General features: G+C 42.1%; 12 protein-coding genes and 1 tRNA gene. 7 read left to right on the forward strand and 6 right to left on the reverse strand.

Annotated elements, in window-relative coordinates; translation table 11 throughout:
* Positions 1-51: 51 nt before the first annotated feature.
* The 6 genes from JMW94_RS06740 (at position 52) to JMW94_RS06765 (ending at position 5,387) form a co-directional block, all read left to right on the forward strand.
* Positions 52-1,458, forward strand: a complete 1,407-nt coding sequence (locus tag JMW94_RS06740) for a two-component system sensor histidine kinase NtrB (protein WP_201603397.1) — start codon at positions 52-54, stop codon at positions 1,456-1,458.
* 83 nt (positions 1,459-1,541) lie between these two features.
* Positions 1,542-3,386 (forward strand): sigma 54-interacting transcriptional regulator, encoded by a 1,845-nt coding sequence (locus JMW94_RS06745; protein WP_201603400.1) that lies wholly within the window; start codon positions 1,542-1,544, stop codon positions 3,384-3,386.
* A 215-nt stretch (positions 3,387-3,601) separates the two neighbouring features.
* Positions 3,602-3,686, forward strand: a tRNA-Leu gene (locus JMW94_RS06750).
* Positions 3,687-4,027: 341 nt separating this feature from the next.
* On the forward strand, positions 4,028-4,423 hold the full coding sequence (locus tag JMW94_RS06755) for an outer membrane protein assembly factor BamE (RefSeq protein WP_201603403.1): 396 nt from the start codon (positions 4,028-4,030) through the stop codon (positions 4,421-4,423).
* An 11-nt stretch (positions 4,424-4,434) separates the two neighbouring features.
* On the forward strand, positions 4,435-4,965 hold the full coding sequence (locus tag JMW94_RS06760; RefSeq protein WP_060490679.1) for a hypothetical protein: 531 nt from the start codon (positions 4,435-4,437) through the stop codon (positions 4,963-4,965).
* Positions 4,962-5,387 carry a hypothetical protein gene (locus JMW94_RS06765; protein WP_201603406.1) on the forward strand — a complete coding sequence of 142 codons (426 nt, stop codon included), beginning with the start codon at positions 4,962-4,964 and terminating at the stop codon, positions 5,385-5,387. The genes JMW94_RS06760 and JMW94_RS06765 overlap by 4 nt, the downstream gene beginning before the upstream one ends.
* 85 nt (positions 5,388-5,472) lie before the next feature.
* On the opposite strand, the gene JMW94_RS06770 is transcribed toward JMW94_RS06765, so the two are convergent.
* Positions 5,473-6,495, reverse strand: coding sequence for a protein kinase domain-containing protein (locus JMW94_RS06770; RefSeq protein ID WP_201603416.1), 1,023 nt, complete (start codon positions 6,493-6,495; stop codon positions 5,473-5,475).
* A gap of 69 nt (positions 6,496-6,564) precedes the next feature.
* Between JMW94_RS06770 and JMW94_RS06775 the strand changes: the two genes are divergently transcribed.
* Entirely contained in the window at positions 6,565-7,527 is a 963-nt protein-coding gene (locus tag JMW94_RS06775; protein WP_060490676.1) for an ATP-binding protein, read from the forward strand.
* 39 nt (positions 7,528-7,566) lie between these two features.
* Here the strand turns inward: JMW94_RS06775 and JMW94_RS06780 are convergent, their stop codons facing one another.
* The 5 genes from JMW94_RS06780 to rarD (JMW94_RS06800) all read right to left on the reverse strand — a co-directional run bounded on the left by JMW94_RS06780 (position 7,567) and on the right by rarD (JMW94_RS06800) (position 12,357).
* On the reverse strand, positions 7,567-8,694 hold the full coding sequence (locus JMW94_RS06780; RefSeq protein WP_201603429.1) for a ribonuclease Z: 1,128 nt from the start codon (positions 8,692-8,694) through the stop codon (positions 7,567-7,569).
* A 32-nt stretch (positions 8,695-8,726) separates the two neighbouring features.
* The gene (locus JMW94_RS06785) at positions 8,727-8,996 is read right to left on the reverse strand and encodes a hypothetical protein (RefSeq protein ID WP_201603431.1); all 270 of its coding nucleotides are present in this window, start codon (positions 8,994-8,996) and stop codon (positions 8,727-8,729) included.
* A 93-nt stretch (positions 8,997-9,089) separates the two neighbouring features.
* Entirely contained in the window at positions 9,090-9,758 is a 669-nt protein-coding gene (locus JMW94_RS06790; protein WP_201603433.1) for a glutathione S-transferase, read from the reverse strand.
* A gap of 216 nt (positions 9,759-9,974) precedes the next feature.
* The gene (gene rarD / locus JMW94_RS06795; RefSeq protein WP_055124458.1) at positions 9,975-11,045 is read right to left on the reverse strand and encodes an EamA family transporter RarD; all 1,071 of its coding nucleotides are present in this window, start codon (positions 11,043-11,045) and stop codon (positions 9,975-9,977) included.
* 241 nt (positions 11,046-11,286) lie between these two features.
* Positions 11,287-12,357 (reverse strand): EamA family transporter RarD, encoded by a 1,071-nt coding sequence (gene rarD / locus JMW94_RS06800; RefSeq protein WP_201603437.1) that lies wholly within the window; start codon positions 12,355-12,357, stop codon positions 11,287-11,289.
* Positions 12,358-12,497: the final 140 nt, after the last annotated feature.

A 12,497-nucleotide genomic window follows, 5' to 3' on the forward strand; every position in this document is an offset into this window, starting at 1 on the left:
GATTTATGGTTAAATATTATATCGCGTCTTCTTTTATTCTAGGCAATAGCCATGACAACCCATTTGACAACCGTAAAACCGACACCTGACTTAGCATTCATGTCACAGCATTTGTTCACCGCTATTTTATGGATCAATGATGATTTATCGATCACTTGGCTAAATGCCCAAGCCGAACAACTACTTGCTATTAGTAGTGGACGCTTACTGGGTCAGTCTATATTGACACTGCTTGCATCCAAAGCATTGAAATCAGCCGATAGCAATCATGACAGTGATAACCATATAACTGTCGATAAAAGTAGTGGTGAAGATATCCATGAACAAACTTGCTCTTTAAAAGAACGATTTCAGCAAGCAAAGCAGTATCAACAACCCTTTATCGATCATGATCACCTTATCAGCACACCGCTAAATGGTAATTTATCATTCTCAGTTGATTATAGCGTGACCCCTGTCATTTATGAGCAGCAACCTTATTTTATTATTGAGATGTGGGGCAAGGATCGCCAAAGTCGCATATCAGAGGAACAACGCCAGCAGCAACAATATAATGTTGCCCGTCATATGCTGCGCTCGGTCGCTCATGAAATCAAAAATCCGCTTGCCGGTATTCGCGGGGCGGCGCAATTATTACAGCGGCAATTCATCAAATTCAGTGACGCCTCGCCTATTAATAGTGCTCCTCCTGCTATTCTTGGCACAAACCCTATGGTAAACCCGAATAGCCATCTGCAAAAAACGGCTGAAAAACTGCGTAATTATACTGATATCATCATCTCAGAGACGGATCGTCTAACCCATCTTATTGGCAAGTTTCTTGGCTCCAATCAATTACCAAATTGGCAAACGCTAAATATCCATGAGCCACTGGAGCATGTTTTATCTTTGGTCGTCAATCAATATCCGCAAGTGACGCTACAGCGCGATTATGATTTGTCATTGCCTGAGTTATGCGCTGATAAAGATCAGCTAATACAGGTGTTTTTAAATCTGATTAATAATGCCTGTGAATCGATGACTGAGTTTGAGCAAACGCTGCAGCAAAGAGAGTTGTCCGAGCCTAAGGCGCAACAACCTGTCACCTCACAAACGAGCAATAACGACAGCGCCAGTTATAAGCCAACGCTACACATTCAAACCCGCATTGCCTTTCAACATACCATTGCTGGGCAACAGCATAAGCAAGTGCTACAAATCAATATTGCCGATAACGGTTCAGGCATTGATCCGGCATTGATCGGACAGATATTTTTCCCAATGGTGACCAGCCGTGCCGCAGGGACGGGGCTAGGATTGTCTATCGTGCAAGATATCATCAGTCATCACCATGGTATGATTGACGTGAGCTCCCAACAATCAAAAAACCTTAACGACAGCCTTAAAAATGACCATAACCATCAACACACCAGTTTTACGCTGTACTTGCCTTTCAATCAGCCAGCGCACCATGCTTAAAACAGCCAGCACCCAAGGCTTAGAAACCATGACCTAACTTATGAAACAATCACCCTGAATTACTTGCTTATTAGGCCTGATAAATGACTGCATATAATGACAACGCCACATCTAACAGCGACAATCAAGGCTCTGCCCAAACATCAGACAATCAAGAGTCTAGTAACCGAGAGTCTGATAAACGAGAACCTGATAACCAAGCTACGAAAGTAACGGTCAATAATGCACCTGATGCTAATCCTGCAACGTTATGGCTGATCGATGACGATGCAGCCCTGCGTTTGGTATTGGCAGATACTTTTGAAGATGCCGGATTGACGGTTATCCGCTTTACTCAAGCACAAGCGGCATGGACACGCCTCAACGATATTTTGCAACAGCAGGAATCAGCCGCTCAGTTGCCTGACGTGATATTGACCGATATTCGTATGCCTATGATGGATGGTTTGTCTTTTAGTGATTGGGTACATGAGCATTTCCCTAAGCTGCCTATTGTCATTATGACGGCGCATTCTGACCTCACCTCTGCTATTAATAGCTATCAAACAGGTGCTTTTGAATATCTGCCAAAACCTTTTGATTTAGATGATGCAGTCGTCACGATTTATAAAGCCATTAATTATCAGCCCAATATGCTGGCAGCGGCGGCAGCAAAATCTACAGCTGAACCTGCTCCGAAGACAATTACCAAAAATTCATCAAACACTTTATCCAATATACAGGTAAAACCCGATACCGATACCAGACCCAAGCTTGCTAGCAAGGCTACTCTGGTCAGCAAAACCAATAAAACATCTAGCCCTAAAATTAAAGTTAAACCTGCCATCAGCGCTAATGACAATCCAAGCGGTATCATTGGACAATCTCAAGCGATGCAGACGGTGTTTCGTGCCATTGGCAGACTGGCACACTCACCCATTACTGTCTTGATTACTGGTGAATCAGGCACGGGTAAAGAATTGGTCGCCAGTGCGTTGCACCAGCATTCACCCTGTCACCATCAACCTTTTATTGCCCTCAACATGGCCGCCATACCACATGATTTGATTGAATCTGAATTATTTGGTCACGAAAAAGGGGCGTTTACTGGTGCGACGACGACGCGACAAGGGCGTTTTGAGCAAGCGGATGGTGGGACATTGTTTCTAGATGAAATTGGCGATATGCCTTATAGTACCCAAACTCGGCTGCTACGAGTACTGGCCAATGGTGAGTTTTTTCGCGTCGGTGGACAGCAGCCGGTCAAAGTGAATGTACGCATCATTGCCGCTACTCATCAAAACTTAGAAGAACTGGTCAAACAAGGCAAATTCCGTGAAGATCTGTTTTATCGCCTCAATGTAATTCGCTTGCCATTGCCGCCATTACGGACACGACCTGAAGACATTCCAGCATTAGCCAATTACTTCATGCAGCGCGCTGCTGAACAGATGAACAGTGCAGAGAAACAGCTACACCCGACAGCACTACATATCATGCAGGCTTTTAAATGGCGTGGCAATGTTCGCCAACTTGAGAATGTTTGCCTTTGGTTGACCGTGATGGCCACAGGCGACACCGTGATGGTGAATGATTTACCACCAGAGCTACTTGAAAATATCTCGTCTAATTTAGAAGAATATCAAGAGCAAAGTCAGCCTTCACAAGCTATGACTCACAATGACCAAATACGCCCTCATTCCCACAGTTCAAGTTGGCAACAAGCATTGGCTGCTTGGGCTGAGCAATCGCTACAAACAGGAGAAACCGATATCTTGCAGACGGCAACCCCTGAGTTTGAGCGTGTTCTACTGACAGCTGCGCTCAACCATAGTGGTGGCAAAAAGATCGCTGCTGCCAATCTACTCGGTTGGGGGCGCAATACCCTGACACGCAAATTACAGCAATTAGATATTTCTTCAGCAGAAGGACAAAACAATCGTTATTAAAGGCGCAAATTTATAAATATGAATACCATTAATATCAATAACTTATAAAAATAAGTGAAAATAAATGATAAATATTTAAAAATAATTGCAAATAGGGGTTGCCAAACGTTTCAAACTCTATATAATAGCCAACCACTGAGACGCACTACCGAATCAGTTAACTGTCTATATTATGTTTGAGTTTAAACGCTAATAATGATAGAGTAACGAAAAATGGGGCTGTGGCGGAATTGGTAGACGCACCAGATTTAGGTTCTGGCGCCGCAAGGTGTGAGAGTTCGAGTCTCTCCAGCCCCACCATTTTCGGATAGTACATCTTAGACCAAATATCAAAGCCTGCTTTTTAGCAGGTTTTTTTGTGTCTGTATTTTGTCGGAAAACAAACACTCACTTCAAAACTAATTCAGTTCTCCTTCGCTTTTCTTTAATACCAGATTAGTATTTTGGAATAAAAACCCACACCCATCTAATAATTACAATAAAACAATATTTATAATTAATTAGTAATACTAACGACTAATTGTTTACATTAGTTAACTTTTTGTTTACATTACCCTTGACAGGCTTAGGTATGAGATATTCTATAAACATCATACTTAAATAAGAGAGTTAAGTTTATTGATAGTCCAAAAGGAAAGATAATGAAAACTATAGTTGCCTTGTTGGCTGCCCTATCATTGATTGGTTGTGTTTCAGCATCTGAGCATGCTGCCCAAGTCCAAAACAATGGAAACATCTCTGTAGGGGTTGTTCAAAAACAGATTAAAGTTGGAATGAGTGGCGCAGATGTGTTGCAGGCGCTTGGCTCACCAAATATGGTTTCTACTGACGACAAAAGAAGAGAAGTTTGGGTTTACGATAAGGTAGCAACAGATACCGTGCAGTCATCAAGTACAGGCTGGGTATTTGCTGTTTTAGCTGGTGGCCAGATTAGCTCAGGAGCATCGTCTAGATCACAAAGAACGCTGACTATCATAATAAAATTTGATGAGCAAAACTTGGTAAGAGACTTTGCATACCATTCCTCAAAATTCTAAAGGCCAGCTAAATGAAAAAACTGAAATATATATTTGTTGCTTGTGCCCTAGGAATAACAGGCTGTGCAACCACTCCACCAGAAAACTTATTTCAAGTAGCAGAGACTTCATTACAAGATCGACAAATGCAATCGAGATTTTTTGAAACAAGCAACGAGGTAGAGCTTCTTTCGGCTGGGGTAGCTGTGTTACAAGACATGGGATATTCAATAGATGAAACAGAGACAAAATCAGGTGTTGTGACCGCATCTAAAACTGTAGATGCTACTAACAATGCGCAGATAGCGGGTGCTGTATTACTAGCGGTACTTGGTGGCGGAAACATGTCGATTGATAGCCAGCAACAGATAAAAGTTAGTTTCGTAACATTACCGTCTAAAAACAATAAAAATGGTTATTTAGCTAGAGCTACTTTTCAACGCATTGTGACGAATACACAAGGACAGGTAACCAAAGCCGAAACAATGAAAACAGAAGAGCTATATGCTGAGTTCTTTAACAAACTATCTAAATCAGTATTCTTAGAGGCTCAAAAAATATGAATACATTAAAAATAGCTTTATTCGCAGCTTGTCTAACTTTGATTACTGGTTGCGCTACAACTCATGATGCCAGAATTTTAGGCGCTGACAATCAAGTAGAATTACGTAGTATGCAAACTAGATCTTTTGATACTAGTGATAAAACTGTAGTTGTTAGAAATGTCATATCAACGTTACAGGATTTGAGCTTTGTAATTGATAAGGCTGATACCGACCTTGGTACTGTTTCAGCGACGAGATTGTATAATGGCAACAAGGTTAGAATGACTGTAACCGCGAGACCGTCTTCTTCTAGCAATTCTGTAATCGTTAGAGCTAACGCTCAGTACAACCTAAAGCCAATTGAGAATCCTAAAATATATCAAGATTTCTTCTCATCTTTATCGAAGTCGCTTTTCTTATCAGATAATGCTGTAGAGTAAAACATAATATCCTAACCATTAAAAATAAAAAAACTCACTAAATAGTGGGTTTTTTATTTAACTCCTTCCACATAAAACTGTACTCTTAGTAAATTCGTAATTGCTCTAAACTCTTCAACACCTCTTCCATACTCTTATACCGCCTCTCTACTCGTTTCGCTAATGCCTTATTAATAATTCCTTGATAGCTCTGATACTCTAGCGGCAAGGTTGGAATAGGCTGTTGGCAATGCTGAACCGCCCATGCTTTTAATTTGTCATTACTGTTAGCACTTATCTGAAACGGTCGCTTGCCTGTTAGTATTTCAACCATCATGATGCCAGACGCATAGATATCACTTTGCACTGTTGCACTCTGACTTTGCCAGCGTTCAGGGGCAAGATACGCAGGTGTACCAGCAGGACTTGCCAAAATTTGGGCGTTAAGAAATTCTGCTAAGGCAAAATCGGTTAACAATAAATCAGCCTTGATACAGCTATTATCCGCATGATTTGGCAAAAAATCATCTAGCAAAATATTACTGGGCTTAATATCATTATGTAACCAGCCAGCGCTATGTAGAGTAGCGATAAGGTGCGCAGATTGCGCAATAAAATGATGCTTTCGTTGAGAATTTAATAACGAATGATTTCGAACATTAAGCTGAGTTGCTAAGCTACCACTGAGATAATATGGCATGGTAAGTATCGTCAGCTGCAAAAACTGATCTAATACCTGTACCCTTAGAGTTTCATAAGCGAGCATTGGCGGAGCAATAGCAAAAAGACTTTCTTGAAATCTATTTTGATTGGCTGATAAATTATTGATAGATTTTAGAACACCGATTTCATGGGTTAAGCCAGCCAAATTTTGATTGGTAGCAGCCGTTAACTGCCATTTAATCATCACTCGACCAAATTGTGGATGCTGGGCACGCGTCAAGCCTTGGTAGTCATTCTCGTTATTATTATTGTTACTTTGCTGGCTGATACGCTGATGCGAAATCTCGCTATAATTCAAGCTTAAGAATAACGCAGTCAATGTTGGCAATATTTGCTGCGCTTGCATTTGTAATGCTTGTTTTGCACACGCTTTTGCATTAGAGGAATTACTGGCACTATTTTTCATGGTAAAGTGAAGCCTTTATACGTCTAGTATGCCGAACGTTATTTTAATTTTTATGAGCGACTGAGTATTATGCCCCAATCCACTAAGCCTGTTACGAATTACGCCCTACCCGACCATTTGTTGGATTTACTCGGACAGTATCTACAAGAGCAAGTCACGCCCACTATCGAGATTGACCCTGCACAGCTCGCCTATCGCTGGGTCGGTGGTCATAATGGACATTTGGAGCCATTGGCAGTGAACTTATTTTTAAGTTTAGATGATTTGCATGGTATCGATACGCAAAAGGCAAAACTGGTACAAAACACACGGCAATTTCTAAAGGGCTATCCTGCCAATCATGTCTTAATGACAGGGACACGTGGTGCTGGCAAATCATCGCTGATTCGGGCATTGCTACAAGCCTATCATAGTGAGGGACTGCGCATTATTGAAATTGCCCGTGATGACCTGCGCGTGCTTGATAAGATACGCGCCGCCATTAATGCACTGCCGACCGAGTGTGGTTGTCACTATGTGGTGTACTGTGATGACTTGGCGTTTAACGGTCAAGATGAAAGTTATCGGACATTAAAAAGCGTATTGGACGGCTCGCTAGACTCAGAGCAAGACAAGTTATTGGTTTATGCGACCAGTAATCGCCGTCATCTATTGCCTCAGCTAATGAAAGACAATGTCAATATTTATAATGGTCAAACCGATGAGGTCAATCCTTATGAAACCATTGATGAGACGGTATCGCTGTCTGATCGCTTTGGGCTTTGGTTGTCCTTTCATCCAATGGATCAAAATACTTATTTGCACATCGTGCGCCATTATTTATCACTTTCGCCAAACCGCCATCTAGATAATGCTAATGACGTTAAAGAAAGTAATAATGAAGAAAAAAATAAGACGTTACCTGATAACATCAGAGCAGCAGCGCTACGTTGGGCATCAGAGCGCGGTGGACGTTCAGGACGAGTGGCGTATCAGTTTAGCCGCTACTGGATAGGACAGACACGATTAGCAGCTGAAGACAGTCCATCGTAAAGCTTCATTAAAAGTTATTTTTATGATGACGCTCAGTGCTTAACGACCGCGTGCAGAGCCTAGATACTGCACGTGGTTATTATCAGGTTTATCTACCAATTCAGCTGCACCATTGACTATATATTGGTCAAAATCTGCGGCTAACCATAGATTACCTTTGTAAACGCTCTCAGCATCCAAGCGAATGTATGCCATATTTGGTGTCTTGCTATTAGGATTATCAAAGCTTTGATAACGAGCGCTGAAGTGAGTCAAAATTAGATTATTTACGCCACTGTTTTCTACAAAACCCGCCACCGATTGCGCACTACTATGCATTGGATCAAACTCTGGATTTTTGCCTTGAATCTTAGTCAACACCTCATGCGTATACGTCGCTTCATGCACCAATAAATCCGTATCAACCAACGCCGCAGTGAGAGACGCTGGCGTATCGTTATCACCAGCCACCACTACTCGCGTTCGTGATAGTTCATCATTGACATAATCTACTGCACATAACTGCTGACCCTCTTCAGTAATGACATCGTGACCTTGCTGCAATTTACCCCACAATACGCTAGTGGGAATACCTTGCGCCAGTGGTTTATCCGTATCAAGCGTGCGATGATGGATGGTCTGCGTGATACCAAATGCATGAGAAGCAACCCGATGTGATAGCAGCGTGATATCAATATCAAGCTGCTGCTGGTTACTTAATCGGATATTCACCTTGTTTATATCACCTTGCTCAGATAACACCTCTTCAATCGCTACAAAATTGAGAGCAAAGGGTAAATATAATTCCGTGGTTAAGGTAATGGCTTCAAGCAATGTTGCGATGGCTTTTGGGGCAATGAGGGTCAACGCCTCGCGGCGTCCTGACATGGCGGCACTCGCCAACAACCCTGGTAACCCGTAGCAATGATCGCCATGCACATGGGTGATACAGATAGCGGCTAGTTGATGTAAAGACAGTTTGGTATGTAACAGTTGCTGCTGCGTGCCTTCACCGCAATCTATCAGTAGCCATGGACGCGATTTTTTATTTTGATTGGCATTCTGTGATTGATTGCCTTGCTGTGCGCCAGATAAATAAGGATTAAGACATTCAATCGCCAGTGCGGTCACATTGCGCTGTTTGGTTGGCACACCAGCAGAGGTACCCAAAAAAGTCAGCTTCAACATAGATTGCCCCTCTTACACATGATACTTATCTGCTATGACAATTGGCACATCATGGTTTTTTGCGCTTCAACCATCTGCCCACCATGGGCGGTACATTCACTGACCATATTGGACTCATAAGATTTCCAGCCGCCATAAAAGCTGGCCACACACAATATAACCACGAGCAATTTTTGTGACCATGCTTTAATAGATACCTGCTGATGGTTCACGTTGTCAGCAGTAGTATCAAGCGCGGGCTTAGCAGCAATGTCAGTATCGACATCAGTATGCTTGTTATGCAATTTATTTAAGTCTGTCATTTCTTATCCTAAAAAAGGTTTTGTCTATGAATAAACAAAACCCTTCGTTTTAATATTAAATCAGTCATTTATGAACGATTAAATGCGCCGCTTTTAGAACTGCAAACGACCACCCTTTTCTTCTGCACGCTTAAAGGCATCACGCTCTTCACAGCGTTTTAGCCAAATTAAGATATTGGCATATTTACTGCTATCTAATCCTGTACCAGCATTAGCACCTACAACCGCAAGATGCATTTGGATATCAGCGGCACTAAATTCAGCCCCTGCAAACCAATGATTGTCTTGCAAATGCTGCTCCATCATCGCCAATATAGCATCCAGACTTTTGCTTATCATATTTTTTTCGACTTGATTTCGAATGCTTTTACTCACAGGCTTGATGAGCATGGGCGACTGCCCAACCACTTTGGTAAATACCAAACGCATGACCAATGGCGGCATCACTGATGCTTCAGCGAAATGCAACCAAAACGTGTAAGCCTCCCACGCCGCTTCATTATCATCCGCAGGCTTGAACTGTTTCTCAATATCATAATGCTTCAACAAGTATTCGATTATAAACCCTGATTCGATGAGCACACGGTCATTTACTTCTAACATGGGTGCATGACCGAGCGGATGTATTTTTTTTAAACTGTCAGGCGCACGGTATGCTTTATTGCGCTCATAGCAAGTCAGTTGATAATCGACGCCAAGCTCCTCTAACAGCCAAATAATACGAAATGAGCGCGAATTTGCTAAATGATGAAGGTGTAACATAAACCATCCTAGTTATAATGTGAATAAGTTATCGTATGAATAAGTCATAATATGTATAGTTGGTGCACACGCATTCCATTAATAAACGTTGTTAAGCGTGGCAGCACTGCTATCGATAATAGCGTAATTAATGCCTCTTTAACACAGAAACTGTGTAGAGTAATGACGAAAAACATTGCCCGCTAAGTCAAGTCTATATCGACTTGCTGGCAGGCGCTACTTTGAATGCAGCTCTTCAATTTTGCGTGTCATCTTATGGATTTTTTGCTGATACTTTCTAATTTTTCGGAAACGATGCGCGGTTAACACACCTTTAATACGACGGTTTTTCAGACGGCGACGTGGCGGGAAGCTACCCACTTGTGGCTCATTATAACCATGCAAACGGTCATCACGCTTACGTGCCAAGTAACCAAGCGCACTATCCACAATCATCATCAACAGCGCGACAAAAATCATGCCGTACATAAATAAAGAGCCGCCCTCATCGATACTTTGATGCAAAATCGTGATGGAAAATATGAATAAAAATATCGGCTCAAGGTAGCATAAGGTGCCAAATAATGAGACGGGCAGCTTTTGACTGGCAACCATGGTCAATGACATCGCAGCCGTACTGATAATGCCTAATAGTGGCAACAGATACCAAAACTTATCGGTAGATATCGCCAGCGCAAATCCGCCATTGAGATATAAAGCAATCAACACCACCGGCGTCAATAAAACAAGGTCAGAGATAAGCCCTGTAATCGGCGGCACTGCCAATTTACGACGCAGTAGATAATAAGGCGGATAACCCAAGCAAACAAATAAAGTCGCCCAAGAAATACTGCCGTACTGAAAGACGTCATAAGCAATACCTGCGCCTGCACAAATGGTGGCAATCCATTGTAACAAGCTCATGTCTTCGTTATAAAAAAACCGACCAACCATAATCATAATCATTGGATATAGAAAGTAACCCAATGTCACCTCAAGCCCCAAATCATTGACAGGTGCCCACATAAATATCCAGATTTGCGCGCCCAATATTGGTGTGGGTATGATAAATAAAAACCATTCTTTGGGCGTCTTTAGGGTTTTTAGATAATCAAAAATATGCTGCCACTGCTTAAGCACACTAATCAGCAGCACCAGACTCAATAGCATCATCAGTACGCGCCAAGAAGCGACTTGCGTCCCTGACAACGGCTGCATCAATAGACCAAATAAGAATAGCAATGAATATAAAAAATTTGCTGCCACTGCAGCGATGGTACCTTGCGACGTTTGATTCGTGGTGAGCATAACGACAACCTTGAAAAATGAGCGCACGTCCTTGGCAATTTTAGAAAAAAACAAAAGCCTCCGACGCGGACGTCGAAGGCTTTTTGATCTATAAACTCTGTTATCTACAACATAATCATATAAGATTGAGATAAATACTTGGAATATATCGTGTTTATCTTATGGTCAGTATTATGTCAAAGTCAGAATAGATAAGCAATACACCTGCTTCACTAAAACGTTCACCTACCCATTCAGCATCTTACTTTGCACTCAACTGCTCGATTTTTTGCTGTATTCTATCCATCTTTTTTTGATAGCGCCGAATCTTACGAAAACGATGCGCGGTTAAAACCCCATCAATACGCTGATCTATGAAACGACGACGCGGCGGAAACCCACCCACTTGTGGCTCTCGATAGCCATGCAAATGATTGTCACGGCGGCGCTTAAGATAACCTTTTATACTATCAGCAATCATCACCAGTAACGCCAAACTTACCATACCATACATGAACAAAGAGCCGCCCTCATCGAGGCTTTGACTTAGAATAGTGATGGATAAAACAAACAGCAGCATAGGCTCGACATAGCTTAACGCCCCAAATAATGACACGGGTAATTTGCTACTGGCAATCATGGTTAAGGACATCGCCAGCGCACTAAAAGCTCCTAGCAGTGGTAATAAATACCAGAACTTGATGTCCTGTGCTGCCGTACTAAAGCCGCCGCTAAAATACAACATAATGAGCACCACTGGCGTTAACAGAGCCAAATCAGACAACAGCCCTGTAATAGGCGGCACAGCCAGTTTACGACGCAGCAGATAATAGGGTGGATAGCCCAAGCACACAAACAACGTTACCCAAGATACTGAGCCATATTGAAAGATATCATAGCCAATACCTAAGGTTGCACATAGCGCGGCCACCCACTGCAACGCACTCATATGCTCGTGATAAAAGAAACGACCCAGCACTATCATCACCAGCGGTAACAAAAAATAGCCCAAGGTGACATCCAGACCAAAGCCATTGACTGGTGCCCACATAAATAGCCAAATTTGACCACCCAAAATCGGTGTGGGCAAAATAAATATCAGCCACTCTTTCGGAGTTTCTAAGGTTTTCAAATAATCAAAAACATGTTGCCATTGCTTGGTAAAACTGACCAACAATAGCAAACTTAGCAGCATCATGAGCACGCGCCATGAGGCTACCTGCGTACCTGTCAAAGGCAGCATAAATAGCCCAAACACGAACATCATCGAAAATAAAAAGCTCGATGATATCGAAGCAAGGGTTCCTTGAAAAGTTTGATTGGTCGAGAGCATAACAACAGCCTTAAAAAATAGAACTTTATGGGCATTATTTATAAAAAATTAGAGCAGCAGAAACTTAGGGCGTGTCATCAATTAGATTGTGAGGCTTAAAATGAGAAAAATTGTAGATAAACAAGGAAGCAATTGCCGTT

Source organism: Psychrobacter immobilis, from assembly GCF_904846185.1.
GTDB classification, from domain to species: Bacteria; Pseudomonadota; Gammaproteobacteria; order Pseudomonadales; family Moraxellaceae; genus Psychrobacter; species Psychrobacter immobilis_B.